We start from the raw sequence: 25,709 nt of genomic DNA on the forward strand, positions 1-25,709 counted from the left end.
AAGCTGGCTTTCCGGCCGAGGTTCGCGGCGGCGGCCCATTTGCTATCCTTGGTGATCCTGTTCGCCCGGCCCCGCCGGTGCGAGGTTCCGACGCCCGCTTCATGCTCCATCTTTTCTATTCGAACCGTCACGAAACGCTGGCCGACGCGCTGCTCGAGGATCTGGCCGCGTTCCCGGCCCGCAATGGTCCGTGGGCGCCGCAACAGGTCATCGTGCCGAGCGCGGCGCTGCGCCGCCGTCTCGAGCTCGACATCGCCGCGCGCAATGGCGTGTGCGCGAACGTCGAGTTCACTTATCTCGCGCAGTGGCTGTGGGCGCAGATCGGCCGCGTGCTGACGGTGCCCGCGCGTTCGCCGTTCGCGCCCGACCGGCTCGTGTGGCGCTGCTACCGGCTGTTCGCACAGCCGGCAGGCGACGCGCCGTGGCTCGCGTCGCCGCGGCTGGCCGCGTATCTGTCGGCCTCCGACGACGCGATGCGCTACGAACTGGCCCATCGCGTCGCGGCCGTGCTCGATCACTACCTGACCTATCGCCCCGAATGGCTGGCCGCGTGGCAGGCCGGCGAATCGGTGCTCGCGGGCGACGGCGCGCCGCGCGGGATCAGCGACGCCGCGCGCGACGACGAACGCTGGCAGGCCGCGCTGTGGCGTGCGCTGCTGGCCGAGCTGAGCGACAGCGGTACGCCGCCGGCGCACCGTTTCCTCGTCGAGGCGCGCCATCTCGATGCCGAGGCGGTCGCACGCGCCGACTGGCCCGAATCGGTCAGCGTGTTCGCGCTGCCGACGATGCCGCCGCTGCACGTCGCGCTGCTGCGCGAACTGTCGCGCTGGATCGACGTGCGTGTCTACGCGCTGAACCCGTGCCGCGAATTCTGGTTCGACATCGTGACCGCCGCGCACGCCGAGGCGCTCGATGCGGCCGGGCGGCGCGACTACCAGGAAGTCGGCCATCCGCTGCTCGCCGAATGGGGCAGGCAGACGCAGGCGCAATTGCACATGCTGCATGAGCTGACCGAAAGCGCCGCGTCGGGCGATGCGTCGCGTTTCGTCGAAAATCCCGCGTCCACCTGGCTCGCGCGCGTGCAGAACGCGATCCTCGAGCTGCAGCCGGAAGCCGAAATCGGCGACACGCCGGTCGAGCGCGGAATCGAGGTGCACGTGTGCCACAGCCTCGCGCGCCAGCTCGAGGTGCTGCACGACCGGCTGCTCGCGTGGTTCGACGCCGATGCGAGCCTGCAGCCGTCCGACGTGCTCGTCGCGGTGGCCGATCTCGCCGCGGCCGGGCCGCTGATCGACGCGGTGTTCGGCACGGCCGGCGCCGGCGGCGCGCGGGTGCCTTACCGGATCACCGGCCTGCCGCCGTCGCAGGCGAACCCGGTCGCGCGCGTGCTGCTCGACTGGCTTGCGTTGCCGGAGCGGCAGGTCGGCGCGCCGGAGCTGGTCGAATGGCTGCGCGTGGATGCGGTGGCCGCGCGCTACGACATCGACGCGGCCGCGCTCGAAACGGTGCAGACCTGGCTCGCGGCCGCCGGCGCGCGGCGCGGGCTGTCGCCGCTCGCGAGCGACGACGCGGCCGTGCCCGCGCCGCGCCATACGTTCTCCGATGCGCTCGCGCGGCTCTTTCTCGGCTATGCGATGCCCGAAGGCGCGGCGCCGATCGGTGCATGGCTGCCGATCGAGGCGGCCACCGGCAGCGAGGCCGAACTGCTCGGCCGGCTCGCGCGCTTCACCGACGATCTCGACGGCTTCGCGCGGCGGCTCGCGGAATCGCACACGCCGCGCGGCTGGAGCGAACTGTTTGGCGACACGCTCGCGCGCTTCTTCGATTCGGGCGCTGCGTATGCCGACGCGCTGGCCGGTGTGCGCGACGCGCTCGACGCGATGCTGGCCGCGATGACGGAGGGCGCGCCCGACGAGGCGTTGCCGGCGGCCGTCGTCCGCGCGGGGCTCGCGGCGGCGCTCGACGATCCGGCCCGCGGCGGCGTGCCGTGGGGCGGCGTCACGTTCTCGTCGCTGACGAGCCTGCGCGGGCTGCCGTATCGCGTCGTCTGCCTGCTCGGGATGGACGACGGCGTGCTGCCGAGCCTCGCGCGCGCGGACGAATTCGACCTGATGGCCGTGCTGCCGAAGCTGGGCGACCGGCAGCGGCGCGACGACGAGCGCAATCTGTTTCTCGATTTGCTGCTGGCCGCACGCGACCGGTTGCTGATCGCCTATACGGGCCGCAGCATTCGCGACAATGCGCCGTTGCCGCCCGCGGCGCTCGTCGACGAACTGCTCGATCATCTGGCGGACGTCACGGCCGGGCCCGGCGCCGCACCGGACGCGGTCGACGCCGCGCGCCGCGCGTTCATCGTCGAGCATCCGCTGCAGCCGTTCGCGGCCGCGTATTTCCAGCCGGGCAGCGACCTCGTTTCGTACGACGCCGAGCGGGCGACGCTCGCGTCGCTGCTGGCTGCCGAAGCGTCGCGCGACGGGCCGCGCGAGCAAGCTTTCTTCGCGCAGCCGCTGCCGGCCGAGCCGGTCGAGCCCGTCGCGTTCGGCGAATTCGAACGTTTCTGGCGGCATCCGGCGCGTGCGTTGCTGCGCGGCCGGCTCGGCATCGTGCTGGCCGACGCGCAGGCCGAACTGCTCGATACCGAGCCGTTCGCGCTCGACTTTGCCGGCAGCGACGCGCTGGCCGAGCGCGTGCTGCCGCTGCTGATCGAAGCAGGCGACGGCGGCGTGCACGATCACGCGCTGCGCATTGCGGACGCGAGCCCGGAGTTGCCCGGCGGCGCGACGGGCGCGGTGTGGCGCGACCAGGCACTCGGTTCGATGACGCAGCTTGCGTCGAACGTGCGCCGTGCGCTGGCCGACGGCATCGAGCGACGGCCGTTCTCGCTCATCGTCGTGCCGAAGTGGCCCGACACCGAGCAGGCGCTGTTCGGCGCCGACGACGCGATGCTGGCGGCCGATGCGGTGCGCGCGCCATTCGAATTGCACGGCACGCTGAACCGGCTGACACCGGCCGGGCAGGTCATCTATCGCTATGCGCGGCCGAGCGCGCGCGACTACCTGTCCGCGTGGCTCGCACATCTCGTCTACTGCGCGATCGAGCCCGGCGGCCCGCGCCGCACGCTGTGGTTCGGCAGCGGCGGCGCGTTCGAGCTGACGCCGGTGGCGGCGCCGCTCGACCGGCTCGCGCCGCTGGCCGCGCTGTTTCGCGCGGGTCGACGCATGCCGCTGCGGTTTTTCCCGCGCAGTGCGTGGGCGAGGGTATCCGACGGCGAGGCCAAGGCCGCGAGCGTGTGGATCAACGAACGGGTCGTGAGCGAAGCCGACGATCCGGCCATCGCGATCGCGTGGCGCGGTGCGCATCCGTCGCTCGACGAGCCGTTCGGCACGCTCGCGCGGCTCGTGTTCGAACCGCTCGTCGAGCATCTGAAGGAGGTCGCATGAGTGCCGTGTCGCAGCAGCTGGCGCTCGAACTCGACGTGTTCGCGTGCCCGCTCGACGGCGTCAACCAGATCGAGGCGTCGGCCGGCACCGGCAAGACCTGGAACATCTGCGCGCTGTACGTGCGCCTGCTGCTCGAAAAGGATCTCGGCGCGGACGAAATCCTCGTCGTGACCTTCACGAAAGCGGCGACGGCCGAGCTGCACGAGCGGATTCGCAGCCGGCTCGCACAGCTTGCGCATGCGCTCGACACGGGCGACGACGGCGGCGATCCGTTCATCGCGCGCCTGCTGGAGACCACGCTCGGCGAAGGCGGCGCGCTCGACGCCGAGACGGCCGTGAAGCGGATTCGCCGTGCGCTGCGCGCGTTCGACCAGGCCGCGATCCATACGATCCACGCGTTTTGCCAGCGCGCGCTGCAGGAAGCGCCGTTCGCGGCGGCGATGCCGTTCGCGTTCGACATGGAGGCCGACGATGCGTCGCTGCGCTTCGAACTCGCGGCGGATTTCTGGCGCACGCGCGTCGAACCGGCGGCCGCGCGCTGGCCGGGCTTCGCGACCTGGCTCGTCGAATCGGGCGCCGGCCCGGCCGCGCTCGATGCGCAGCTCGCACGCCGGCTGAAGAAGCCGCTCGCCGCGCTGCGCTGGGACGGCGTGACCGAGCCGGACGAATCGGCGGAAGCGGCGGCGGCCGAATGCTTCGCCGAGGCGGCGCGGATGTGGGCGGCCGAGCGCGACGCGATCGATGCGTTGCTGCGTGCCGCGCAGCCGGCGCTCAATCAGCGCTCGCACAAGCCCGATGCGGTCGCCGATGCGCTCGCCGCGTGGGCCGTGCATTTCGAGCAGGGCGACGCGACGGCCGCGCTGCCGAAAGCCGCGTTGAAGCTCACGCAAACCGCGCTGACCAAAGCGACGAAAAAAGGCGGCGCGACACCCGCCCACGCGTTCTTCGACGTGGCCGACGCGCTCGAAGCGGCGGTGGCCGCCGCCGAGGCCGCGCAGCGCGCGCGCTGGCTCGCGCTGATCGCCGAATGGCTCGACATGGCGCCGGGCGAGCTGGCCGAGCGCAAGCGCACGCGGCGCGTCGTGTCGTTCGACGATCTGCTCGCGAACCTGTATCACGCGCTGCACGCGCATCCGTGGCTCGCCGAGACGCTGCGCGCACGCTATCCGGCCGCGTTGATCGACGAGTTTCAGGATACCGATCCGTTGCAGTTCGCGATCTTCGACCGGATCTTCGCGCCGGGTGGCCCGCTGTTCCTCGTCGGCGATCCGAAACAGGCGATCTACAGTTTCCGCGCGGCCGATCTGCATACCTATCTCGCCGCGCGCGCGCGGGCGAGCGCGTGCTACACGCTCGCGGTGAACCAGCGCTCGACGCCCGCGATCGTCGACGCATGCAACCGTTTCTTCATGTCGAATCCGCGCGCGTTCGTGCTCGACGGGCTCGACTATTACGCGGTGCGCGCCGGCACGCGCGTGCGTGCGCCGTTCGTCGACGAAACCGATCCGGGTCCGGCCGGCGATTTCCGCGTATGGGCGCTGCCGGGCGGCGAGGGCACGCTGCTCAAGCGCGATGCGCAAGCGCAGGCTGCCCAGGCTTGCGCGGCCGAGATCGCGCGGCTGATGCGCGGCGCGCGGGACGGGCGCGTGCGGCTGGGCGACACGCCATTGTCGCCGGGCGACATCGCGGTGCTCGTGCAGACGCACCGGCAGGGCAGTCTCGTGAAGCGCGTGCTCGCGACGTGGGGCATCGGGAGCGTCGAGCTGGCGCAGGCGTCGGTGTTCTCGACCGGCGACGCCGAGCAGCTCGAACGCGTGCTGGCGGCGATCGATGCACCGGGCGACCTGCGGCGCCTGCGCGCGGCGCTCGCGTCCGACTGGTTCGGGCTCGATGCCGGCGCGCTGTGGCGCATGGAGCAAGGCGACGGCGATGCGCCACCCGGTGCATCGGCGGCCGACGGCGCCGACGCGATGAGTTGGGTCGAACGCTTCTCGCGGTATCGGCTGCTGTGGCGCGAACGCGGCTTCGCGGTGATGTGGCGCACGTTCACGCGCGAGCTGCGGATCGCCGAGCGGCTGATGGCCGGTGCGGACGGCGAGCGCCGCGTGACCGACATCAACCATCTGGCCGAGTTGACGCAGGCGCGTGCGTCCGCGCAGCCGGGCATCGCGCCGACGCTGCGCTGGCTCGCCGCGCAACGGCTCGACGGCGGCGGCGAGGAAGCGCAACTGCGGCTCGAATCCGATCGCAACCTCGTGCAGATCGTCACGGTGCACAAGTCGAAGGGGCTCGAATACGCGGTCGTGTTCTGTCCGTTCCTGAACGACGGCGGCCTGCGCGAGCCCCCGTCGTCCGCGCTGCCCGATGCGCGCGAGTATCACGACGACGCGGGCGATGCGGTGCTGCATTACGGATGCGACGACGAAGCGGCCGCGAACGCGGCGCGGCAGGCGTTGCGCGAGCAGGCCGCGGAGCGCGCGCGGCTCGTCTACGTGGCGCTCACGCGTGCGGTGTATCGCTGCTATGTCGTGGCCGGGCCCTACCTGTCGTCGCGCTCGACGCGCGAAGCGCGGCGTAGCGTGCTCAACTGGCTCGTCGCGGGCGCCGGCCTTGCGTTCGATGCGTGGCTCGACGACCCGCCCGACGAAGCCGCGCTCGATGCGGCGTGGCGCGCGCTTGCGGGCGGCCCCGTGAGCGTCGCGCCGTTGCCCGTGCCTGCGCGCCGCGAGCGTCTCGCGGCCGGGCACGACGCGTCGCAGACGCTCGCGGCGCGTCATGCGACGCGCGTGCTGCGCGATGCGTGGCGAATGGCGAGCTTCAGCTCGCTGACCGCGTCGATGGCGCGCGAGGAGGCGGGCGTCGCGGCCGTGCCCGACGACGAACTGCGGCCCGATCACGATGCGCTGGCCGCGGTGACGCCGGACGGCGAACCGATGCTGGCCGATATGGTCGCGGCCGACCCGCCGGACGACGACATCCTCGCGTTCCCGCGCGGCGCGGCGGCCGGCGAATGCCTGCACCGCCTGTTCGAGCTCAGCCGGTTCACGGCGCCCGAAACGTGGCACAAGGCCGCGCTCGGCGCACTGCACGACCGGCCGGTGGAGGCCGGGCCGGCGCTTGCGACGCGCCTGCCGGCGATGATGGTGCAGTTGGTCGACGACGTCGTGCACACCGAGCTCGTGCCGGGTATGCGGCTCGTCGATCTCGATCCGGCGAAGCGGATCGACGAAATGGGCTTCCTGTTCCCGGCGCCGTCGCTCGACCTGCTGGCGCTGCGCCGGCTGCTGGTCGCGCACGGCTATCCGGACGTTGCACTGGAGGCGGGTACGCTCGCCGGTTTCATCAAGGGTTTCATCGACATGATCGTCGAACACGACGGCCGTTTCTGGATCGTCGACTGGAAGTCGAACCACCTCGGCACGACGCCGGATGCCTATGGCCCGCGCGCGCTCGACGTCGCGATGGCCGATCACGCGTATCACCTTCAGGCGCTGCTCTATACGGTCGCGCTGCATCGTTACCTGCGCGGCCGGCTGCCCGATTACGACTACGACACGCACATCGCGGGCTACCTGTACCTGTTCGTGCGCGGCGTGCGGCCCGGCTGGCGCAGCGGCGGCGAGCCGGCCGGCGTGCATGCGCGGCGGCCCGCCCGCGCGCTCGTCGACGCACTCGACCGGATGATGGAAGGGGGCCGCGCATGACCGCGTCCGACGACATGCTCGAATTCACCGGCGGCCTCGTCGCGCGGCTGCCCGAGCCGGCCGATTTCGGCATCGCGCTCGCGGAGGGCTTTGCGCGCCGCATCGGCGACCTCGCGCGGCGAGCCGGTGCGCCGTCCGCGTCGGCGCGCTGGGCGGCGCGCGCCGCGTTCGCGACGAGCCGCGCGACCGCCGGCGGCCACGTGTGCGTCGCGCTTGGCGCGCTCGCGCAGCGCTACGAAGCACCGCTCGACGAAGTGCGCGCCGCGCTCGCCGCGAGCGGCGTGGTCGCGTTCGGCACGCTCGCGCGCGGCGACGAGCGGCCGCTGATCGTCGATCGGCTCGATCACCTGTACCTGTCGCGCTATTTCGATTACGAACGGCGGCTCGCCGATGCGCTCGTCGCGCAGGCCGGTGTCGCCGCGCCGGACGAAGGCCTGTCGCCCGACCGCTTGCGCGACAGTCTCGCCCGTTACTTCGGGCCGGCTACGGGCGAAGTCGACTGGCAGCGCGTGGCGGCGATCGTCGCGCTGACGGGCCGCGTGACGATCGTCAGCGGCGGGCCGGGCACGGGCAAGACGACGACCGTCGTCGGCGTGCTGGCCTGTCTGCTCGACGCCCATCCGGGGCTGCGCATCGCGCTGGCCGCACCGACCGGCAAGGCCGCGCAGCGGATGCAGGAGGCGCTGCACGCGCGCGCCGGCGATCTGCCGCCCGAGCTCGCGGCGCGCTTGCCCGACACGTCGTACACGCTGCATCGGCTGCTGGGCGGCGGCGGGGCGGCCGGTTTCCGGCATCATCGCGACAATCCTCTGCCGTACGATCTGATCGTCGTCGACGAAGCGTCGATGATCGACGTCGCGCTCGCCGCGCATCTGCTCGACGCGCTCGCGCCGGGCGCGCGGCTCGTGTTGCTGGGCGACAAGGATCAACTGGCCGCGGTCGAGGCCGGCGCCGTGTTCGCGGAGCTGAGCGCGCGGCCGGCGTTCACCGCCGCGGCGCGCACGCGCATCGCGCAGGCGCTGGGTATCGACGAGGCGGCGTTCGTCGCGGCGTTGCCGATGCCGGACGAAGCTGCGCCGGCGGCGGCAATTTCGGCCGCGCATCCGGTTCCTGCTTCCGCACGTGCTCCGGCGTCGCCATCGGCGTCTGCTCCCGTTTCACGCAGATCGGCGCCTCGGTCGTCGAAAGTCGATGCGCGACAGGCGTCGCTCTTCGACGACGAACCGCAGGATGACGAAGTGTCGTCGACGGCCGACATCGCGCCGCCACAGCCCACCGAGTCGGCACCGGCCGATGCCGGCGCACCAGACGGCAATGCGCCGGCCTGGATCGAGGCCAACGACCTCGCATGGCTCGACGCCGTCGAGCTACCGCCGTTCGACGCAGACGACGCGGCACTTGCATCGGCAGTGGCGACGGCGGCTGCATCGCCATTGACCGGCGAAGCCGCTGCCGCGTCCGCCGGCACGCCCGCGCCGGCGTCGGCGCCGCTCGCGGACTGCGTCGTGTGGCTCGAACGCAATTACCGCTTCGGGCTCGATTCGCCGATCGGGCGGCTGTCGCTCGCGATCCGCCGCGGCGACGTGCAGGCGGCGCTCGATGCGCTGCCCGCCGACGAATCGGCAGCCGCATCGTTTCACGACGATGCGGGCGACACGCTGGCGTCATCGACGGTCGAGCGGCTCGCACGGCGCTTCGGCGCCTACCTCGACGCGTTGCGCGACGCGCTGGCCGCGCCGGCGCCCGATCCGCTGCCGCTGTTCGACGCGCTCAACCGGTTCCGGATCCTGTGCGCGACCCGCAGCGGTTCGCGCGGCGCGGAACACGTCAATGCGCTGGTGGCCGCGCACGTGCGGCATGCGGCGCGCGTGCCGCTCGCGGTCGGCGCGCACTGGTTCACCGGGCGGCCGATCATGGTCACGCGCAACGACTATGCGCTGGGGCTGTTCAACGGCGACATCGGCATTGCGCTGCCCGACGCGCACGGCGTGCTGCGCGTGTGGTTCCGGCGCGCGGACGGCTCCGCGCGCGCGGTGTCGCCGGCTGCGCTGCCGCCGCACGAAACGGCGTTCGCGCTGACGGTGCACAAGTCGCAGGGCTCGGAATTCGACGAAGCGGCGCTCGTGCTGCCCGCGTCGTTCGGCCGGGTGCTGACGCGCGAGCTCGTTTATACGGCCGTCACGCGCGCGCGCACGCGCGTGCAGGTGATCGGGCCGCGGCGCGTGCTGGCGCAGGCGGTCGCGACGCGCACGCAGCGCGATTCGGGGCTCGCTGCCCGCGTCGACGAGGCGCTCGCGCGGCGCCGCATGGAGGCTTCGCGATGATGATCCGTTACACGCTCGATCCGGCCGACGTCGAATGGACGGCCGTGCGCGCGCAGGGCGCGGGCGGGCAGAACGTCAACAAGGTGTCGAGCGCGATTCATCTGCGCTTCGACATCCGCGCGTCGTCGCTGCCGCCGGTCCTCAAGGAGCGGCTGCTCGCGCTGTCCGACCAGCGCATCACGCGCGACGGCATCGTCGTGATCAAGTCGCAGGAATATCGGACGCAGGAGAAGAATCGCGAGGCCGCGCTCGCTCGTCTCGATGCGCTGATCGGCAGCGTCGCGTACACGCCGCGCGCCCGGGTCGCGACGCGGCCGACGCGCGCGTCGAAGGAGCGGCGGCTCGAGCACAAGTCGCGCCGCAGCGTGGTGAAGTCGGGGCGCGGGAAGGTGGTCGACTGACGAACGAAGGGTCGGTGCTTGTCGCAGGCGAGCGAATGTCCGCCGTGCGCGCCGGCTACCGCATCACGGTTCCGGCGCTGTCGAGCACGAAGTCGACGCAGAACACGACGAGCCGGCTCTGCGCGCGGATCGCGACGGCGGCCGTATAGCAGTCGCGGCCTTCCGTCAGCGAGAAGTGCGGGCCCATCAGCGCGACGCGGCCGGGGGCGGCGATCGCGCGCTGGAAATACGGGCGCCGCGACCAGTTGCTGTGGGTCTCCGGGAATAGCGGGGCGAGACGGGTGACGCTTGCCTGGCTGTCGTCGGGCGGTGCGCCGATCGACGGCAGGAACTGTTCGCCGGTCTCGTCCGTCACGAACACGCGACGCGCGGCCGGCACCGCGAACACGCGTTGCGCGGCGTCCTGCAGGTTGCCGCTCGCCGAAAACGCGGCCGCGCCACTGAGCACGAGCCGTTCGATCGCGTCGAAGCCCGGCTGCTCGGCGGCCACCGGCGTGTGCCGGCGGGCGATGAAGCGGCGCCATGCGGCGTCGAGCATCGCGGGCGCCGCCGCGCTCGCGTGCGCGATCGATGCGTCGGGCTGGCCGAACTGGAAACCCTGCACGAAATCGATGTCGGCTTCCATCAGCGCCTGCAGCGCGTCGTCGCTTTCGACGCCTTCGGCCAGCACCATCGCACCGGCCTGGTGCAGCATCGACACGAGGTGATGCATGATGCGGCGATCGTCGGCCGAGCCGGTCGAACGCTCGACGAGCGAGCGGTCGAGCTTCACGATGTCGGGCCGCGCCCGCCACACGCGGTCGAAGTTCGAGAAGCCGGTGCCGAAATCGTCGATCGCGATCAGGAAATCGCGATGCTGGATCATGTCGATCGTGCGGGCGAGCGCGGCTTCGTCGCGCGCCGGCTGTTCGATCACTTCCAGCACGATGCGGTTCGGCGGCAGTGCGAAATGCCGGCACAGCGCCTCGACGAACTCGCGCTGCACGAGGCCCGTGTCGAGCACGCGCGGCGTCACGTTCAGGAACAGCCAGCCGTCGCCGATGCCTTGCGTGACGAAGTTGGCAGTGTGCAGGCAGCGCGCGAGCCGGTCGAGCAGCAGCGCGTCGGCGTCGCCGCGCGTCTTGTCGAACAGGGCGGTGGGCGACACCAGCGCACCGTTCGCGTCGACGACGCGCAGCAGCGCCTCGTAGCCGACGACGCGCTTGTGCGTGATCGACAGCACGGGCTGGAACACGCTGCGCAGTGTCGTGGTGCGATAGGTGGCGAGCCAGCCGTGGGGTGTCGGCGTGAGGCGTTCGAGCAGGGCGTCGAGCGACAGGTCGCGAGCGGGCTTCATGTCAACGGTGCCCGGAAGCGGGCGGCGGGGCGCCGACGCCCCGCCACGCCGATGCAGCCGCATGCGCAGGCGGACGCGAAAGAACGTGGGGCATCGAAACGCCTTCTGCGGATAAGTTTTCCGAGTGTAACGGGATTGCCGCGGCGCGCGTATCAGGGTAACTCCAGACGCAAACGGTACACCGCGATTCCGCCCGTGCGCAGCGGTGCGTCGACTGGCGCCGCGTGCATGCGTCCGGTGCATGACCGTCGCGAAACGAAGCGTGTGACGGCGGAGACGACAATCCCGGCAGCGCGGCGGCATGACCGTGCGTCGATGCCGCCCGATGCGCAGGCGGGTACGGGAAATTCCGGCGGCCAACCGCCGCCGTCAGACGAATGAAACGAATGCCCGCGCACCGCGGTGCGACCGGTGGCGCATCGGCCAACCCGCGTCGCGTCGCCACCGGCAGCGCCGCGCGACCGGCGGCGGTCCGTGCGCGCCCCGCGCGCCGATCGTCAGGTCGCCTCGCCGCCGCGCGGTCGGACGCCCGGAATCCGCTTGATCACGCCGGTGGCGAGCGCGGTGCCGACGAGCACGATCACGCAGCCTTCGATCATTACGGCCGACACGTGTTCGCCGAGGAACAGCGCGCCCCACAGCAGCCCGAACACGGGAATCACGAACGTGACGGTAATCGCGCGGGCGGGCCCCACATGCGCGATCAGGTAGAAGAAGATGAAATACGCGATGCCGGTGCACGCGACGCCGAGCGCGAGCACCGCGCCCCATGCGTGCACGCCGACCGGCGCGGCCGGCCACGTCGCGATCGCGAACGGCAGCAGCAGCACGGTCGAGCCGATCATGCTGCCGGCTGCGTTGACGAGCGGATCGACGCCGCTGAGCTTGCGTTTTGTATAGTTGGCCGCGATGCCGTACAGCAGCGTCGCGCCGAGTGCGGCCGCCGCGGCGAGCGCGGTCGCGCTGGCGCCCGTGTCGCCATGCGCGTTCGCGACCTGGTTCCACACGAGCGTGAGCACGCCGGCAAACCCGATCACGAGGCCGAGCGCGCGCGGCAGCGACAGCTTGTCCTTCAGCCACAGGTAAGCGACGAGCGCGCCCCACAGCGGTGTCGTCGCGTTGATCACCGACGTCAACCCGGCCGACAGCGTCAGTTCGGCGAACGCGAACAGGCAGAACGGGATGCCCGAATTCAGTGCGCCGACGACGAACAGCGGCCACGCATGACGGCGCAGCCGGGCGCCGAGATCGGCGGGTTTGAAGCGCGTCAGCGCGAAGCCCGCGAGAAACAGCGCGCCGATACCCACACGCAGCGCCATCAGCGGCGCGACGCCGAAATCGACGACGCCGACCCGGATGAACAGGAAGGATGCGCCCCACAGGGCGGCGAGCACGGTCAGCAGGAAAGCGTTCTTGGGCGACATCGATCGGCGAGGACGGGGACGGGATGCGAGGAATCTTACACCGCGCGACCGCACCGTCGTTTCATGATCGGATGAAACGACAAGAAACGGGAATTTCGCCGGTTTGCCGCCGGGCGGCAGCCGGCCGACCGCGTGCGGCGCGGCCGATCAGGTCAGTGATGACGCCAGCCGCCGCGTCCGCCGAAGCCGAAATTGAGCGACAGCGCCGGGCCCCAATAACCGCCCCATGCAGGCGCATACGCAGGCGCCGGATAGTAATAGGCGGGGGCTGGATCGACATACACGGGCGCGGGCTGTACCGGCACCGGCGCCGCCGTGTAATAGCCGCCCGGATAATAGCCGTACGGATAGTAGCAGCCGGCAAGCGTCGTACAGGCAAGCGCCGCGGCGACGAAGGTCCTGTTCATGATGTGTCTCCGGCGGAGCCGGCTATCGGCAGATGCTTGTAGCTTAGGCCGAGTACCGATGACACGGCATGAAAAACGGTAACCGATCATTTCCGGGCGCAGCGGCCGCGCCGGTTCCGGCAGGACATACGAAAACGGCGCTTCCGCACCGCGGAAACGCCGTTGGACCGGCCGGCCTGCGGCTGGGCGACGACGCCCAACCGGCCAATGTCGGACTCGTTACTTGCCGACCTGGTTACCGATGATGCCGCCGGCCGCCGCGCCGCCCAGCGTCGACAGCGCGTTGCCGCCGATCGCCGCGCCGGCGACGCCGCCGACACCCGCACCGATTGCCGTATCACGCTGGCGTCGCGACATCGAATCGCAGGCCGACAGGCTGGCCACCGTCGCGACGAGGAGCGCGCATACCCCAAAACGCCGAATCGAGTTCATGATCGTTGTCCTTGTGGTAGTGAACGGAAGGCGCACGACCGGCTGGCGGCCGCGCATGTCCCCAATCTACGCGCCGCCCCGCGCTGCTGCTGTAAGGACTTGTTAAGGCTCCCGCGGTTTCGTAATCAATTGTTTCGGGTCCGCCGGCAGGCACACGGCATGCGCAAAAAAGCCCGCTCGAAAGCGGGCTTCAGGCATCGCCAGAGGGGCCGGTGCGGCCCGCTGCGCGCGCTTACTGACGGTGATAGATCTCGGCGCCCGTCTTCACGAACTCGACCGCCTTGACCTCCATCCCTTTCTTCAGCGCCTCGGTTTCCGACACGCCCTGCTGCGCCGCGAATTCGCGCACGTCCTGCGTGATCTTCATCGAGCAGAAATGCGGGCCGCACATCGAGCAGAAGTGTGCGACCTTCGCCGAATCCTTCGGCAGCGTTTCGTCGTGGAATTCGCGCGCCTTGTCCGGATCGAGACCGATGTTGAACTGGTCTTCCCAGCGGAACTCGAAGCGCGCCTTCGACAGCGCGTTGTCGCGCACCTGCGCGCCCGGGTGACCCTTGGCGAGGTCGGCGGCGTGCGCGGCGAGCTTGTACGTGATGATCCCTTCCTTCACGTCGTCCTTGTTCGGCAGCCCGAGGTGTTCCTTCGGCGTCACGTAGCACAGCATCGCGGTGCCGAACCAGCCGATCATCGCGGCGCCGATGCCCGACGTGATGTGGTCGTAGCCCGGTGCGATGTCGGTGGTCAGCGGCCCGAGCGTGTAGAACGGCGCTTCCTTGCACCAGTCGAGCTGGAGATCCATGTTCTCCTTGATCAACTGCATCGGCACGTGGCCGGGGCCTTCGATCATCACCTGCACGTCGTGCTTCCACGCGATCTGCGTGAGCTCGCCGAGCGTCTTCAGTTCGCCGAGCTGCGCTTCGTCGTTCGCGTCGTAGATCGAGCCGGGACGCAGGCCGTCGCCGAGCGAGAAGCTCACGTCGTACGCCTTCATGATCTCGCAGATCTCTTCGAAGTGTTCGTACAGGAAACTTTCCTTGTGATGCGCGAGGCACCACTTCGCCATGATCGAGCCGCCGCGCGACACGATGCCCGTCATCCGGTTCGCGGTGAGCGGCACGTACTGCAGGCGCACGCCCGCGTGGATCGTGAAGTAGTCGACGCCTTGCTCGGCCTGTTCGATCAGCGTGTCGCGGAAGATTTCCCAGGTCAGGTCCTCGGCCTTGCCGTTGACTTTTTCGAGCGCCTGGTAGATCGGCACCGTGCCGATCGGCACCGGGCTGTTGCGGATGATCCACTCGCGCGTTTCATGGATGTGCTTGCCGGTCGACAGGTCCATCACCGTGTCGCCGCCCCAGCGGATCGCCCACGTCATCTTGTCGACTTCCTCGCCGATTGACGACGTGACGGCCGAGTTGCCGATATTCGCGTTGATCTTCACGAGGAAGTTGCGGCCGATGATCATCGGCTCGGATTCCGGGTGGTTGATGTTGGCGGGGATGATCGCGCGGCCGCGTGCGATTTCGTCGCGCACGAATTCCGGCGTGATCTCGGCCAGCGCGTTCGCGCCGAAGGCCGCGGCGCCGAACGCCTGGCCCGGATGCTGGCGGCCCATCATCGCGGCGAGCTTCGCGCCGTTCGGGCCGCTCGACTTCAGGCTCTCGATGTATTCGGCGCGGCGCTGGTTCTCGCGGATCGCGATGTATTCCATTTCCGGCGTGATGATGCCCTGGCGCGCGTAGTGCATTTGCGTGACGTTCTTGCCGGGCTGCGCGCGGCGCGGGTTGCGGTGCAGGCCCGGGAAACGCAGGTCGGCCGTGGCCGGATCGGCCGCGCGCTCGAGGCCGTACTGGCTCGACAGGCCGGGGAGCACCTCGGTGTCGCCGCGTGCTTCGATCCAGCGCTGGCGCAGTGCGGGCAGGCCCGCGCGGATGTCGATCTTCGCGTCCGGATCGGTGTACGGGCCCGACGTGTCGTACACGTAGATCGGCGGATTCTTCTCGCCGCCGAAGCCGGTCGGCGTGTCGGCCTGCGTGATCTCGCGCATCGGCACGCGGATATCGGGCTGCGAGCCGGTGACATAAACCTTTCGAGAATTGGGCAGCGGCGCGACGGCAGCGGCGTCGACGTGCGCGTCGGCAGACAGAAACTTCGGATTGGCGTTCATGCAATCTCCTGTGCGGGCGCCGGGCAGGCGCGTCGGCGCTTGCCCGGAGCCCTTGACGAATGTGGGGCTCGAGCTAAGCAGGAGACGAGGCTTGGTGAGGCGGCGGATTTCGTCAGAAGGATGGCGGCGAAATCCGTACGCTTCCCTGCGCTGGCATTATCCAGATCAGGTTCAAAGGGTATTTCTCACCCGCAATGCCGGTTGTTTGACCGAACGCATTGCAGGACCCCCGCGTTAGCAAGGGCACACGATACACCGGCTTGGCGGTGGTTTCAACCGGGTGCGAAGCCGATGTCGGCGGGCAGCGGGCGGATCGCGGCCGGCGAAACGGCAGGGTGCGCCGCAGCAATCGCGGCTGCCGAACGGCGTCCCGGCCGGCCCGGATAGCGCCAGGCGATGCAGCATTCGGCATCTTCATTTTCGGGGTCTAGAATTTTTTTTGACATCGCTGTCATTTCCAGCGGTGTGCTCCGTCTATTCGGCTCCTAAACCCATGTATCGGAGAGATGTCATGAAAAACGTATTCCTCGCCGCCTGTATCGCCGCACTTGCCACGATCGCAACGGGCGCCCATGCGCAGAACGACGCAATGTCGAAGGACGGCACGTCGATGTCGAAGGACGCGATGGGCCACGACGCGATGGCCAAGGACGACGCAATGGCCAAGGATGGCGCGATGAAGAAGGACGGCATGAAGAAGCATGCGATGAAGAAGGATGCGATGGGCCACGACGCGATGAAGAAGGGCGACGCGATGAAGAAGGACGCCATGAGCCCGTCGAACTGACGAATGCGTGCGGGGCGCGGGCGGCCGGTCATCGGCGCGCATCGCGTCCCGTCGCCTCATTCCGGGAGTCATCATCATGCAAACGGTTCCTGTCACCGATCGTGCGAGCGTGCCGCCGCCCGCGCCGACGACGATCCATCCGCGGTGGGTGCGCGCGAGCCACTGGCTCAACGCGCTCGCGGCGATCCTGATGGCGCTGTCCGGCTGGCGCATCTACGACGCGTCGCCGATCTATCCGTCGTTCACGTTCGCGCACGGCATCACGCTCGGCGGCTGGCTCGGCGGCGCGCTGCAATGGCATTTCGCGGCGATGTGGCTGCTGGTCGGCAACGGGCTGTTCTACCTCGCGATGTCGATCGCGACGGGGCGCTTCGCACGCAAGCTGCTGCCCGTGACGCCCGCGTCGGTGTGGCGCGACGTGCGCGCCGCGCTCGGCGGGCGGCTGTCGCACGACGACCTGAGCGTCTACAACGCGGTGCAGCGTGCCGCGTACCTGACCGCGATCGTCGATCTCGTCTTGTTGGTGCTGTCCGGGCTCACGATCTGGAAATCGGTGCAATTCCCGTTGCTGCGCGAGCTGTTCGGCGGCTACGACAACGCGCGCATCGTGCACTTCTGGGCGATGGCGCTGCTCGTCGCATTCGTCGTCGTTCACGTCGCGATGGCGTTGCTGGTGCCGCGCTCGCTGCTCGCGATGCTGCGCGGCCGCTGACCCGCTTCGCGGGCGAAGGAAATCATCATGTCGGAATCCGAAAAACCCCGCGGCGAGCCGCGCTGGGCGCTCGACCGGAAGTCGCTCGAGCTTGACGTGCGCCGCGAACTCGAGATGCCGTCGCGACGGCTCTTCAACCGGCGCGTGCTGACGCTCGGCGGCCTTGCGATGCTGACCGGCTGCACGCTGCAGGATGATGCATCGGTCAACACGTTTCTCGAAAAAGTGTCGCGCATGAACGATCGCGTGCAGGCGTGGCTGTTCAACCCGAACCAGCTCGCGCCGACCTACACCGAAGCCGACATCACGCGGCCGTTTCCGTTCAACGCGTACTACGGGATCGACGAAGTGCGGCACGTCGACGCGTCGACGTACCGGCTGGTGCTGTCGGGCCGCGTGACCGGCAAGCGGGTGTGGACGCTCGACGAGTTGTATGCGCTGCCGCACGCGGAACAGATCACGCGGCATATCTGCGTGGAAGGGTGGAGTGCGATCGGCCGCTGGGGCGGCACGCCGTTCGGCGCGTTTCTGGCGCGCGCCGGTGCCGATACGCACGCGAAATACGTCGGCTTCAAATGTGCGGACGACTACTACGAGAGCATCGACATGCCGACCGCGCTGCATCCGCAGACGTTGCTCGCTTTCGAGTACGACGGCCATCGTCTGCCGCCGGAATACGGTTTCCCGATGAAGCTGCGGATGCCGACCAAGCTCGGCTACAAGAACCCGAAGCACATCATGGAAATCTTCGTGACCGATACGTTTCCGGGTGGCTACTGGGTCGATCAGGGCTACAACTGGTTCGGCGGATCGTGAGCGATGCGCGGGGCATGCGCGTGCGTCATGCGGATTCGCGCACCTGCAGATCGACGCGCAGGCCGACGGCCGCGGCCATGTTCACGAGCGCGTCGAGCCCGAACAGGTTGATCTTGCCGCGCATCAGGTCGGACACGCGCGGCTGCGTGACGCCCAGCTGCTTCGCGGCTTCGGCCTGACTCAGTTCGAGCCGCGCGATGCGCTGCTTGAGCGCGATCATCAGTTCGGAGCGCAGCTTCATGTTCGCGGCCTCCGCTGGCTCGCTTTCGATTGCGTCCCAGACGTTCGCGTAACGTTCATTGGTCATTGTTTCAACTCCATCATCAACGACCGGTACCGGCGGGCGGCGAGGTCGATATCGGTCTTGTTCGTGCGCGACGATTGCTTGCGGAAGCAGTGCAGCACGTAGACGGCTTCGGCGAACGTCGCGACGTAGACGATCCGGAAGGCGCCGCTCGCATCGCGCAGGCGAATTTCCCGCACGCCGATGCCGATGGTGCGCATCGGTTTCCAGTCGTCGGGTGCGAGGCCGCGCTGCACCTGGTCGATCTGGTGGCCGGCTTCGCGCCGTGCCGGCAGCGGAAAGCCGCGGAGATCGGCCAACGCGCTGCCGACGAAAACGACCGGCTTCGGCGGAAGGATATCTGAATTATACAAAATCTTGTATGGCGGTGTGAGTATCGGAAAGAGGCTGCAGACGGCGGCACGCGGGCACGCCGTCCGTCACGATAGACGCGCTGCGAAGCGCCGGCGCACATCACTCGCCGTCCGGCCGATGCTGGATCGACGGCTGCGAATGGCGACTCAGGCGACTCTCCGACACGCCGGTCGTTCCGGCATTGCGTATCCGGCCCCCGATTTCACCGGCCCGTCGCCGGAAAAATGTCGCGCCGAAACATCAGTCGATATCTTTCAGACAGGTCTGACGATGCTTTCGAATCCTTGATGCCATAATGCCGAGCGTGTGCAGCCGCGCGGTTGCGCACGTTTTTTTTGCCCCGTTTTTGCCCTTTTGCCGCCGCTTGCCGGTTCTCTTTCGTCGCCGTTCGCACCGCCATGTCGTCCCGCACGTTCGCTCTGCCTTCCCGGTCCCGTATGGACCGTTTGCCGGCATCGCCGGCGCCTTTCAGCGGAGCACGCGGCGTGACGTGCGAGCGGGTGACTCGATGACGCCGCTCGACCGCCTCCTCGATTTCCTCGCCCGTTTTTCGTTCCGGATCCGCCTGCCGCAAAGCCGCGGCGGCCGCGTGGCGCTCGCGCTGGTCTTCATCTATTTCGTCTGGGGTTCGACCTACAGCGGGCTGCATTTCGCGCTGCAGTCGTTCCCGCCGCTGCTGCTGTCGGGGCTGCGCAACCTGCTCGGCGGGATCGGCCTGTTCATCTTCGCGCTGCGGCGCAAGCCCGAGTGGCCGACGCTCGTGGAAATCCGCAACTCGGCGATCGTCGGCACGATGCTCGTCGCGCTGTCGTCCGGCACGATCGCGCTCGGCATGCGCACGGTCAGCAGCGGGTCGGCCGCGGTGATGGTCGCCACTGTGCCGCTGTTCGCGACCGTGATCGCGGCGGTGGCCGGGCGGCCGGTGACGAAGGGCGAATGGGCGGCCGTCGCGCTCGGGATGGTCGGCATCGTCGTGCTGAATTCGGGCGGTTCGGCCGCCTCGAACTCGGCGCTCGGCACGATCTGCGTGCTGGCCGGCGCGCTGTTCTGGGCGGGCGGCGCGCATCTCGCGACGCGGCTCAAGCTGCCGTCGGACCTGTTCCTGTCGACGTCGCTGCAGATCGGCCTCGGCGGCCTGATGTCGACGATCGTCGCGTGGCTGCTCGGCGAACGCGTCGAACAACTGGCCGTCGGGCCGGTGTTCGCGTTCGTGTACCTGATGGTGTTCTGCACGATGGCCGCGTATGTCGCGTACGGCTACCTGATCCGCCACACGAGCCCGATCATCGCGAGCAGCTGCATGTACGTGAACCCGATCGTCGCGGTCGCGCTCGGTGCGCTGCTGCTGGGCGAACCGGTGACGATGGCGACCGTCGTCGCGACCGTCGCGATCCTCGGCAGCGTCGGATTGTCGTTCATGTTCGACCCGGCGCGCCGGCCCGCGGCGGCCGCTGCTGCCGGTTCGCCGGCCATGGCGGCCGAGCAGGCGGTGACGGCGGACGGTTCGCCTGTCGCCGAGCCGGTCGCCACGCAGGAGGCGGCGCCGATCCTCGCGCCTTCCGCCGTCCCGCTCGCGGTGCCAACGCCCGCGGCAGTGATGGATCCCGCCGCGGTGATCGACCCGGCCCCGGCGTTCGCGCCGCCGCCCGTCGCCGCGGAGCCGGCCGCGTCGCGCACCGACGCGTGACGCCGCGGTGGCCGGTCGTGCTCAGCCGCGCCTGCCGCCGCGATGGTGGGACCAGCCGGCGAGCGCGGTAAACAGCAGCCCGGCTGCGCACATGCCGGTCCAGCCGAACGCGCGCCATGCGGCGACGCCGGCCGACGAGCCGAGCGCGCCGCCGATGAAATAGCACACCATGTACACCGTGTTCACGCGGCTGCGCGCCTCCGGCCTCAGCGCATAGATGCGCGACTGGTTCGAGATCTGCGCGGCCTGTACGCCGACGTCGAGCACGATCACGCCGATCACGAGACCGACGAGGCTCGAACCCGACAGCGCGAAGATCACGAACGACAGCGCGAGCAGCGCGATCGCGAGCGAGATGACTGCGCGCGGGCCGCGCGTGTCCGCGGAGCGGCCCGCATACGGCGCGGCGAGCGCGCCCGCGGCCCCGACGATCCCGAACAGGCCGGCTGCCTGCGGGCCAAGATGGAACGGCGCGCCGGCGAGCAGCAGCGTGAGCACCGGCCAGAATGCGCTGAACGCCGCGAACAGCGCGGCGCCCGTGAGCGACGCCTCGCGCAGCCCGCGCAACTCGACGGCCAGATGCCACATCGAGCCGAGCAGCTTGCCGTATGACAGCGTCGACGTCGGCGAGCTGCGCGGCAGCCGCAGCACGATCACGCCGGCGAGCGCGACGAGCGCCGCGACCGACGCGGCGAACACCGCGCGCCAGCCGAAATACTCGGCGACGAAGCCGGCGGCGGTACGCGCGAGCAGGATGCCGAGCAGCAGGCCGCTCATCACGGTGCCGACCGCGTGGCCGCGTTCGGCCGGCGGCGCGATTTCGGCGGCGAACGGCACGGCCTGCTGCGCGATGGTCGCGAGGATGCCGATCGCGAGGCTCGCGAGTGCGAGTACGACGAGCGACGGCGCGGCGGCCGCCGCGATCAGCGCGATCGACAGCGCGGCGATCTGCAGCAGGATCAGCCCGCGGCGATCGAAGCGGTCGCCGAGCGGCGCGAGCAGGAACATGCCGGCCGCATAGCCGAGCTGCGTCGCGGTCGGCACCACGCCGATCCATGACGCGCTGTCGGGGAAGGACGAGCGGAAGCTGTCGAGCAGCGGCTGGTTGTAGTAGATGTTCGCGACCGATACGCCCGCGATCGTCGCAAGCAGCAACAGCAGGCCGCGCGAGTAGTGGGGCGAGGGGGCGTCGGTCGGACGGTCGGTCGAGGCAGTGGACATGGCGGCGGCGACGGAGTGGGGCGGCGCGGCAGCGGCGCACGCGTCGGGTGCGCAGTCAGGCCGGGCGCCGGTCGAGGCTGCCGATCATACCGGAGCGACGCGAATCCTGCCGGCCGCATAACCGGTATAACGGGCACAACCGGCCGGCCGCCCCCGTCACGGCACACGCTTCACGTCGTCAGTCGACCAGCTCGCCCGTCGGCTCGTAGAACGGATACGGTCCGGCGCCTTCGTCCACATAGACGTGATGCGACGTCATCCCCGTATCGGGCGCATGACGATGGACCGCGAACGCCGGCGGTTCGAGCCGGAATGCGGACGGCCCATCAACCCGCAAGTCGAAGGCGACCTGATGCGCGGGCGACGGCACCGCGCACGCGAGCGTGCCGCCGAAGCGCGTGAACATCGTGCGGTGCACGTGACCGCACAGCACGCGCTCGACGTTCGGATGGCCGCGTAGCAGCGCATCGAGTTTCGCGGCGGCGGCGGGCGCGAGACGCAGCTTGTCCATGTGCCCGATACCGGACACAAACGGCGGGTGATGCAGCGCGACGATCACCGGCCGGTCGCGCGCGGCGTCGAGCTGCGCGGCGAGCCACGCGAGGCGGGCGTCGCACAGGTCGCCGTGGCTCGCGCCCGGCACCTGCGAATCGAGCGCGAGCACGCGCACCGTGCCGACGTCGAGCGCGTACTGCACGAATTCGCCGTCCTGCAGCTCGGCGCGATCGGCGAATGCGCGGCGCAAACCGGCGCGGTCGTCGTGATTGCCGATCATCAGGTAATACGGAATCTCGAGCGCGTCGAGCAGCCCGCGCAGGTTGCCGTACTCTTCGTCGTGGCCGAAGTCGGTCAGGTCGCCGGTGACGAGCACGGCGTCGGGGCGCGGCACGAGGGCGTTCAGTTTCTCGACGCAGCGCGCGAGCGCGGCGGCCGTGTCGACGCGCCGGTACGCGAGCTGGCCCGGCCGCTTGATGTGGAGATCGCTGATTTGAGCAAGCAGCATCGTCGTTCCTCGGAATCGTCTGGTTGTCGTCGCGGCGGCGGGCGCCGCGTGGGGTGCTGCCTGGATGATGCCCGATCGACGGCTTACGCGCCGAGCGCGATCAAGCCTTCCGGCGCGATCGTGAGGCCGACCGCCGTGCCGCGCGCAAGCGCGACGCGACCCGGCACGTCGATCACGAGCGCGTCGGGCGCCGCATGCTCGATCGTGAGCCGCGTGCGTTCGCCGAGGAACGCGCACGCACCGACCGCACCGCGCAGCGATGCATGCGCAGGATCGGCGAGCTGCGCATCCTCGGGGCGGAAGAACCATTCGTCGGCCGCATGCGGCGTGGCGATCGCGCCGCCCGTCGTTTCGAGCGCGCCGTCGCGCCACTGGCCCGCGAGCCGGTTCAGCGTGCCGATGAACTGCGCGACCGTGCGGTTCGCGGGCTGGTAGTAGATCTCCCGCGGCGTGCCGATCTGCTCGATGCGGCCCGCGCCCATCACGACGATCCGGTCGCCGAGCTCCATCGCTTCGGCCTGGTCGTGCGTCACGTAGACGGTCGTCACGCCGAGCTCGCGCAGCAGCGCGTTCATGTCGCGACGCAGCACGTCGCGCAGCTTCGCGTCGAGCGCGGTCAGCGGTTCGTCGAGCAGCAGCACGCGCGGGCGCACCGCGAGCGCGCGCGCCAGCGCGACGCGCTGCCGCTGGCCGCCCGACAGTTGATCGACCGGCTTGTCCGCATGCGCATCGAGCCGCATCATCGCGAGCAGTTCGTCGACGCGCTCGCGCAGCGTACGCGGTTCGGTCTTGCGGATCTTCAGCCCGTAGCCGACGTTGCCGCGCACCGTCAGGTTCGGAAACAGCGCGTAGTTCTGGAACACCATGCCGACTTGCCGGCGTTCGATCGGCAGTGCGGTGACGTCGTCGTCGCCGAACGCGATCGTGCCGCCGGCGTCCGGCGTGTCGAGTCCCGCGATCAGGCGCAGCGTGGTCGTCTTGCCGCAGCCGGACGGCCCGAGCAGCACGAGCGTTTCGCCGGCGCCGATCGACAGGTCGAGCGGTTCGAGCACGCGTGTGCCGCGGAACGTCTTCGCGCAGCCGGTCAGGGTAATGGGAGTGGAATCGAGTTTCATCTGAATTTGCTCCGAGAAACCCCGCCATTGATGGCGGGAAGGAAAGGCGTGCTGTTGACAGGCAGCTTCTTCCACGGGTTAGGATCACCGGCATGATCCTTGTCTACCGCTACCGGGTGAAGTCGCTCAACGGACTGCTCAACAAGCAGAGCCGCGCGGTGAACTACGTCTGGAACTTCTGCAACGACACGCAGAAGCACGCGCTCAAGTGGAACAAGAAGTGGCCGACCGGTTTCGACTTGAATGTGCTCACCACTGGTAGCAGTAAGGAACTTGGCATCCACTCCGGCACGATCAACGCGACGTGCGAGCAATACGTGAAGTCGCGCAGTCAGCGCCGTCGGCCCTACCTGCGCTATCGCGGCAGGAAATCGCTTGGCTGGGTGCCGCTGAAGGGCCGCGACCTGAAGCGCGAGGGCGGCGCGTTTCGCTTTGCCGGAAATATTTTTCGGGTGTTCAACAGTCGACCGCTTCCCGAAGGCAAGATCAAGGATGGAACCAACTTTGCGCAGGATGCGCGCGGCAACTGGTTTCTCAACATCGTGATCGAGATGCCGCATGTACAGGCTCGACCGATCCGTTCGGGCGTCGGCATCGATCTCGGCCTGAAAGACTTCGCCACACTTTCGACGGGCGAAAAACTGCCGAATGACCGGTTCGGCCGACGCGCGGCGGAGAAGCTGGCGAAAGCGCAACGGGCACGAAAGCACAAGCGGCATATCGCGAAGCTGCATGCCAAGGTCGCGAATGCCCGTGCCGATTTCCAGCATAAGCTCGCGCTCGATCTGGTGCGGCGCTTCGATTACATCGCGGTCGGCAACGTATCTGCCGTCAAACTCGCCAGAACCAGGATGGCGAAGAGCGTCTACGACGCATCCTGGTCGTCCTTCCGGAACAAGCTCCGCTACAAAGCGATCGCGCACGGAGCCACGTTCGAGGAAGTCGACGAAAGCGGTTCTACCCAGTCCTGTTCGTCGTGCGGGTCGAAAGACAGCACGACGCGGCCGAAAGGTATCGCGGGACTGCGAATAAGAGAATGGGCCTGCAGTGGATGTGGTGTCGTGCATGATCGTGATATCAACGCTGCGCTGAACATTCTCCGATGCGGACGTGCATCGCCAGGTGTGGGAATCCTCCGCCTTTAGGCGGACGAGGACGTCAAGTCTGCGAAAATTTCAGCGCGGGCGCTTCTTCAGTGCGCGCGTACCGGACGGATCGACGCCGAGCCACTGCATCGCGACGAGCAGCGGCAGCGTCATCAGCAGGAACAGGATCGTGTACGCGCTGCCGACTTCGAGGCGCAGCGATGCATAGGTATCGGCGAGCCCGACCGGCAGCGTCTTGGTGTCAGGCGTATGCAGCATCCACGTGAGGTTGAACTCGCCGATCGACAGCGTGAGCACCGCGAGCGCACCGGCGACGATGCCCGGCCGCAGGTTCGGCAGCACGATCGTGACGAAGCGCGTGACGAACGATGCGCCGAGGCTCGCCGCGCCTTCCTCGAGCGTGCGCAGGTCGGCGCCGGCCGCGACGGCCGCGACCGCGCGCACCATGAACGGCAGCGTGAACACGACGTGGCCGACGACGATGAACCACAGGCTCATCCGGAACGCGGTGAAGCCGCCGTACACGACCAGCAGCGCGAGCGCCGAAGCCAGCCCCGGCAGCGCGACCGGCAGCACGAGCGCTTCCTCGATCGCCCGAGCGATACGACTCTTGCTGCGCGCGAGCGCATAGCCGGCCGGCACGCCGACCGCGAGCACGATCGCGAGCGTCGCGAACGCGACGTAGAGCGACAGCGCGACCGAGCCGTGATACTGCTGCCACACCTGTTCGAGCCAGCGCAGCGTGAGGCCGCTCGACAGGCCGCGGAAATAGTTGACGGTCAGCCCCGCGAGCACCGACATCACGACGGGCACGATCAGGAACGCGCACAGCAGCAGCGTGACGCCCCATTGCAGCGCGGCGATCGCACGCGCGCCGGCGACCCGCGGCGCATGCCGGGCGGCGCGTGTCGCGTGCAGCGGCGCTGGAGCGGGTGTCGGCGACGGTGCGGAAGAGCCGGAAAGCGATTGCAT

22 protein-coding genes and 1 riboswitch are annotated in these 25,709 nt (G+C 69.3%); of the genes, 9 read left to right on the forward strand and 13 right to left on the reverse strand.

Features of this window, described 5'->3' with window-relative positions; translation table 11 throughout:
• Positions 1-101 precede the first annotated feature (101 nt).
• From recC to arfB, 4 genes are read left to right on the forward strand one after another with little or no spacing between them, the layout of a single operon-like run.
• Positions 102-3,440, forward strand: coding sequence for an exodeoxyribonuclease V subunit gamma (recC, locus tag J8I35_RS24180; RefSeq protein ID WP_209927349.1), 3,339 nt, complete (start codon positions 102-104; stop codon positions 3,438-3,440).
• Entirely contained in the window at positions 3,437-7,144 is a 3,708-nt protein-coding gene (gene recB / locus J8I35_RS24185; protein WP_209927351.1) for an exodeoxyribonuclease V subunit beta, read from the forward strand. The genes recC and recB overlap by 4 nt, the downstream gene beginning before the upstream one ends.
• Complete coding sequence (locus J8I35_RS24190) at positions 7,141-9,468, forward strand: AAA family ATPase (protein WP_209927354.1); 2,328 nt, start codon at positions 7,141-7,143, stop codon at positions 9,466-9,468. The genes recB and J8I35_RS24190 overlap by 4 nt, the downstream gene beginning before the upstream one ends.
• Entirely contained in the window at positions 9,465-9,869 is a 405-nt protein-coding gene (gene arfB, locus J8I35_RS24195) for an alternative ribosome rescue aminoacyl-tRNA hydrolase ArfB (protein ID WP_050015102.1), read from the forward strand. The genes J8I35_RS24190 and arfB overlap by 4 nt, the downstream gene beginning before the upstream one ends.
• Positions 9,870-9,924: 55 nt before the next feature.
• On the opposite strand, the gene J8I35_RS24200 is transcribed toward arfB, so the two are convergent.
• The 6 genes from J8I35_RS24200 to J8I35_RS24225 all read right to left on the reverse strand — a co-directional run bounded on the left by J8I35_RS24200 (position 9,925) and on the right by J8I35_RS24225 (position 16,078).
• A complete protein-coding gene (locus J8I35_RS24200; RefSeq protein WP_050015104.1) occupies positions 9,925-11,205 on the reverse strand; it encodes an EAL domain-containing protein in 1,281 nt (426 codons plus the stop codon).
• Positions 11,206-11,702: 497 nt separating this feature from the next.
• Positions 11,703-12,629, reverse strand: coding sequence for a DMT family transporter (locus J8I35_RS24205; protein ID WP_089488300.1), 927 nt, complete (start codon positions 12,627-12,629; stop codon positions 11,703-11,705).
• A 152-nt stretch (positions 12,630-12,781) separates the two neighbouring features.
• Positions 12,782-13,036 (reverse strand): hypothetical protein, encoded by a 255-nt coding sequence (locus J8I35_RS24210; protein ID WP_006497666.1) that lies wholly within the window; start codon positions 13,034-13,036, stop codon positions 12,782-12,784.
• A 219-nt stretch (positions 13,037-13,255) separates the two neighbouring features.
• Positions 13,256-13,468, reverse strand: coding sequence for a glycine zipper 2TM domain-containing protein (locus tag J8I35_RS24215; protein ID WP_011545020.1), 213 nt, complete (start codon positions 13,466-13,468; stop codon positions 13,256-13,258).
• 232 nt (positions 13,469-13,700) lie between these two features.
• Positions 13,701-15,632 carry a phosphomethylpyrimidine synthase ThiC gene (thiC, locus tag J8I35_RS24220; RefSeq protein ID WP_050015108.1) on the reverse strand — a complete coding sequence of 644 codons (1,932 nt, stop codon included), beginning with the start codon at positions 15,630-15,632 and terminating at the stop codon, positions 13,701-13,703.
• A 124-nt stretch (positions 15,633-15,756) separates the two neighbouring features.
• Positions 15,757-15,873: riboswitch (TPP riboswitch) on the reverse strand.
• 31 nt (positions 15,874-15,904) lie between these two features.
• Positions 15,905-16,078 carry a hypothetical protein gene (locus J8I35_RS24225; RefSeq protein WP_209927356.1) on the reverse strand — a complete coding sequence of 58 codons (174 nt, stop codon included), beginning with the start codon at positions 16,076-16,078 and terminating at the stop codon, positions 15,905-15,907.
• A 65-nt stretch (positions 16,079-16,143) separates the two neighbouring features.
• Between J8I35_RS24225 and J8I35_RS24230 the strand changes: the two genes are divergently transcribed.
• The 3 genes from J8I35_RS24230 (at position 16,144) to J8I35_RS24240 (ending at position 17,947) form a co-directional block, all read left to right on the forward strand.
• Positions 16,144-16,419, forward strand: coding sequence for a pentapeptide MXKDX repeat protein (locus J8I35_RS24230; RefSeq protein WP_027807507.1), 276 nt, complete (start codon positions 16,144-16,146; stop codon positions 16,417-16,419).
• A gap of 76 nt (positions 16,420-16,495) precedes the next feature.
• The gene (locus tag J8I35_RS24235) at positions 16,496-17,131 is read left to right on the forward strand and encodes a cytochrome b/b6 domain-containing protein (RefSeq protein WP_089488301.1); all 636 of its coding nucleotides are present in this window, start codon (positions 16,496-16,498) and stop codon (positions 17,129-17,131) included.
• A 27-nt stretch (positions 17,132-17,158) separates the two neighbouring features.
• On the forward strand, positions 17,159-17,947 hold the full coding sequence (locus J8I35_RS24240; RefSeq protein ID WP_124557236.1) for a molybdopterin-dependent oxidoreductase: 789 nt from the start codon (positions 17,159-17,161) through the stop codon (positions 17,945-17,947).
• 25 nt (positions 17,948-17,972) lie between these two features.
• Here the strand turns inward: J8I35_RS24240 and J8I35_RS24245 are convergent, their stop codons facing one another.
• The 3 genes from J8I35_RS24245 to J8I35_RS24255 all read right to left on the reverse strand — a co-directional run bounded on the left by J8I35_RS24245 (position 17,973) and on the right by J8I35_RS24255 (position 19,017).
• On the reverse strand, positions 17,973-18,254 hold the full coding sequence (locus tag J8I35_RS24245; RefSeq protein ID WP_050015116.1) for an XRE family transcriptional regulator: 282 nt from the start codon (positions 18,252-18,254) through the stop codon (positions 17,973-17,975).
• Positions 18,251-18,604 carry a type II toxin-antitoxin system RelE/ParE family toxin gene (locus J8I35_RS24250; protein WP_209927359.1) on the reverse strand — a complete coding sequence of 118 codons (354 nt, stop codon included), beginning with the start codon at positions 18,602-18,604 and terminating at the stop codon, positions 18,251-18,253. The genes J8I35_RS24245 and J8I35_RS24250 overlap by 4 nt, the downstream gene beginning before the upstream one ends.
• Positions 18,605-18,807: 203 nt before the next feature.
• Entirely contained in the window at positions 18,808-19,017 is a 210-nt protein-coding gene (locus J8I35_RS24255; RefSeq protein WP_209927423.1) for a hypothetical protein, read from the reverse strand.
• Positions 19,018-19,113: 96 nt separating this feature from the next.
• Between J8I35_RS24255 and J8I35_RS24260 the strand changes: the two genes are divergently transcribed.
• A complete protein-coding gene (locus J8I35_RS24260; RefSeq protein WP_209927361.1) occupies positions 19,114-20,292 on the forward strand; it encodes an EamA family transporter in 1,179 nt (392 codons plus the stop codon).
• A gap of 21 nt (positions 20,293-20,313) precedes the next feature.
• Here J8I35_RS24260 and J8I35_RS24265 read toward each other — a convergent pair whose 3' ends face one another.
• The 3 genes from J8I35_RS24265 to J8I35_RS24275 all read right to left on the reverse strand — a co-directional run bounded on the left by J8I35_RS24265 (position 20,314) and on the right by J8I35_RS24275 (position 23,631).
• On the reverse strand, positions 20,314-21,513 hold the full coding sequence (locus J8I35_RS24265) for an MFS transporter (RefSeq protein ID WP_209927363.1): 1,200 nt from the start codon (positions 21,511-21,513) through the stop codon (positions 20,314-20,316).
• Positions 21,514-21,691: 178 nt separating this feature from the next.
• Entirely contained in the window at positions 21,692-22,516 is an 825-nt protein-coding gene (locus tag J8I35_RS24270; RefSeq protein ID WP_209927365.1) for a phosphodiesterase, read from the reverse strand.
• A gap of 83 nt (positions 22,517-22,599) precedes the next feature.
• Positions 22,600-23,631, reverse strand: a complete 1,032-nt coding sequence (locus J8I35_RS24275; RefSeq protein ID WP_124639063.1) for an ABC transporter ATP-binding protein — start codon at positions 23,629-23,631, stop codon at positions 22,600-22,602.
• A 92-nt stretch (positions 23,632-23,723) separates the two neighbouring features.
• Between J8I35_RS24275 and J8I35_RS24280 the strand changes: the two genes are divergently transcribed.
• Entirely contained in the window at positions 23,724-24,776 is a 1,053-nt protein-coding gene (locus J8I35_RS24280; protein WP_209927367.1) for an RNA-guided endonuclease TnpB family protein, read from the forward strand.
• Between the two features lie 30 nt (positions 24,777-24,806).
• Here the strand turns inward: J8I35_RS24280 and J8I35_RS24285 are convergent, their stop codons facing one another.
• Positions 24,807-25,709, reverse strand: coding sequence for an ABC transporter permease subunit (locus J8I35_RS24285; protein WP_209927370.1), 903 nt, complete (start codon positions 25,707-25,709; stop codon positions 24,807-24,809).

It is taken from the genome of Burkholderia sp. CpTa8-5 (assembly GCF_017815045.1).
Taxonomy (GTDB): Bacteria; Pseudomonadota; Gammaproteobacteria; order Burkholderiales; family Burkholderiaceae; genus Burkholderia; species Burkholderia sola.

What these genes read in the sequence shown, in the direction of transcription:
- recC (WP_209927349.1), top strand. Translation starts at nt 102, where the DNA reads ATGCTCCATCTTTTCTATTCGAACCGTCACGAAACGCTGGCCGACGCG.
- recB (WP_209927351.1), top strand. Translation starts at nt 3,437, where the DNA reads ATGAGTGCCGTGTCGCAGCAGCTGGCGCTCGAACTCGACGTGTTCGCG.
- J8I35_RS24190 (WP_209927354.1), top strand. Translation starts at nt 7,141, where the DNA reads ATGACCGCGTCCGACGACATGCTCGAATTCACCGGCGGCCTCGTCGCG.
- arfB (WP_050015102.1), top strand. Translation starts at nt 9,465, where the DNA reads ATGATGATCCGTTACACGCTCGATCCGGCCGACGTCGAATGGACGGCC.
- J8I35_RS24200 (WP_050015104.1), bottom strand. Translation starts at nt 11,205, where the DNA reads ATGAAGCCCGCTCGCGACCTGTCGCTCGACGCCCTGCTCGAACGCCTC.
- J8I35_RS24205 (WP_089488300.1), bottom strand. Translation starts at nt 12,629, where the DNA reads ATGTCGCCCAAGAACGCTTTCCTGCTGACCGTGCTCGCCGCCCTGTGG.
- J8I35_RS24210 (WP_006497666.1), bottom strand. Translation starts at nt 13,036, where the DNA reads ATGAACAGGACCTTCGTCGCCGCGGCGCTTGCCTGTACGACGCTTGCC.
- J8I35_RS24215 (WP_011545020.1), bottom strand. Translation starts at nt 13,468, where the DNA reads ATGAACTCGATTCGGCGTTTTGGGGTATGCGCGCTCCTCGTCGCGACG.
- thiC (WP_050015108.1), bottom strand. Translation starts at nt 15,632, where the DNA reads ATGAACGCCAATCCGAAGTTTCTGTCTGCCGACGCGCACGTCGACGCC.
- J8I35_RS24225 (WP_209927356.1), bottom strand. Translation starts at nt 16,078, where the DNA reads ATGTCAAAAAAAATTCTAGACCCCGAAAATGAAGATGCCGAATGCTGC.
- J8I35_RS24230 (WP_027807507.1), top strand. Translation starts at nt 16,144, where the DNA reads ATGAAAAACGTATTCCTCGCCGCCTGTATCGCCGCACTTGCCACGATC.
- J8I35_RS24235 (WP_089488301.1), top strand. Translation starts at nt 16,496, where the DNA reads ATGCAAACGGTTCCTGTCACCGATCGTGCGAGCGTGCCGCCGCCCGCG.
- J8I35_RS24240 (WP_124557236.1), top strand. Translation starts at nt 17,159, where the DNA reads ATGTCGGAATCCGAAAAACCCCGCGGCGAGCCGCGCTGGGCGCTCGAC.
- J8I35_RS24245 (WP_050015116.1), bottom strand. Translation starts at nt 18,254, where the DNA reads ATGACCAATGAACGTTACGCGAACGTCTGGGACGCAATCGAAAGCGAG.
- J8I35_RS24260 (WP_209927361.1), top strand. Translation starts at nt 19,114, where the DNA reads ATGACGCCGCTCGACCGCCTCCTCGATTTCCTCGCCCGTTTTTCGTTC.
- J8I35_RS24265 (WP_209927363.1), bottom strand. Translation starts at nt 21,513, where the DNA reads ATGTCCACTGCCTCGACCGACCGTCCGACCGACGCCCCCTCGCCCCAC.
- J8I35_RS24270 (WP_209927365.1), bottom strand. Translation starts at nt 22,516, where the DNA reads ATGCTGCTTGCTCAAATCAGCGATCTCCACATCAAGCGGCCGGGCCAG.
- J8I35_RS24275 (WP_124639063.1), bottom strand. Translation starts at nt 23,631, where the DNA reads ATGAAACTCGATTCCACTCCCATTACCCTGACCGGCTGCGCGAAGACG.
- J8I35_RS24280 (WP_209927367.1), top strand. Translation starts at nt 23,724, where the DNA reads ATGATCCTTGTCTACCGCTACCGGGTGAAGTCGCTCAACGGACTGCTC.
- J8I35_RS24285 (WP_209927370.1), bottom strand. Translation starts at nt 25,709, where the DNA reads ATGCAATCGCTTTCCGGCTCTTCCGCACCGTCGCCGACACCCGCTCCA.